Source organism: Mesorhizobium sp. M7A.F.Ca.CA.001.10.2.1, assembly GCF_003998575.1.
Classification (GTDB): domain Bacteria; phylum Pseudomonadota; class Alphaproteobacteria; order Rhizobiales; family Rhizobiaceae; genus Mesorhizobium.
Genome location: NZ_RZQY01001191.1, coordinates 1 through 784, shown reverse-complemented (window position 1 = coordinate 784; position 784 = coordinate 1). Strand labels below are relative to the sequence as shown.

Here is a 784-nt window from a genome sequence, read left to right as displayed (position 1 = left end):
GGAGAATGCCCGCGGCAAGGTTTGCCGCGTCCTTCGCACTCGGCGAAGCGCCGGCCACATTGAGGACCACCGCCACTTCGGTCGCCTTGCGCAGCGACGCGGCAACGGTGCCGCCAAGCTTCAGCCACGCATATTCGTCCAGTCCCGACACCTTGCCGGTGCCTATCGCCACCAGTCTGTCGAGCGACGCTCCCTGCGGCGCCAGAACTTCCACCGTACTGGCGAACTTGCCCATGAACTCAGCCACGGGAAAGGCCCGCTCCAATGTCTTGCCGGGATCGCCGGCCTTGGCGACGTCGCTCAGGCCGCCCTCATCCGCCGCGAACACGAAGACAGTGCCCTTCTTGTTTACCGCGCTCTGGGACCCGGAAAATTTGGCGAAGGCGATCGACGGTCTTTGATTCATCATGTCCTGCTTTCAGGGAATGCGCGACTTTTGGGGAAGCGGTTCGAAACGATGCGCGACATTTGGTCGTTTTCCGGCATTTGGCAAGACTTTGCCGAATTGGCATCCCATATGACCTATGGAATCGATGACGATTCGTCGCGGCACGGCCCCGCTTTTTGCCGCAACCTGTTGTTAACCATCGATGTTCGCCCTTTCTTATCTATTCCCGCCGACACTCCGCCCAGCCGGGGGGCGTAATGTGGGACAGAACCCGGATCGACCATCTGATGGAGCCAGTTGTGCAGGCGCTGCCGGACAGCTACCTTGTTCGGTGGCATGATGCCGTTCGAAAAAATCGAGAAAAGCCTTCATGAAGGTCGTTGAACGCTACATCAT

Annotated in this window: 2 protein-coding genes; one reads left to right on the top strand and one right to left on the bottom strand. The window is 59.3% G+C overall.

What is annotated here, in order from left to right:
• Positions 1-406, bottom strand: a 406-nt coding sequence (locus tag EN964_RS36070; protein ID WP_281059607.1) for a M17 family peptidase N-terminal domain-containing protein, incomplete at its 3' end; no start/stop codon positions are given.
• Positions 407-457: 51 nt separating this feature from the next.
• Between EN964_RS36070 and EN964_RS38275 the strand changes: the two genes are divergently transcribed.
• The gene (locus EN964_RS38275) at positions 458-646 is read left to right on the top strand and encodes a hypothetical protein (protein ID WP_127289235.1); all 189 of its coding nucleotides are present in this window, start codon (positions 458-460) and stop codon (positions 644-646) included.
• Positions 647-784 lie beyond the last annotated feature (138 nt).

Coding starts and splice junctions, on each gene's coding strand:
- EN964_RS38275 (WP_127289235.1), top strand. CDS start 458: ATGCGCGACATTTGGTCGTTTTCCGGCATTTGGCAAGACTTTGCCGAA.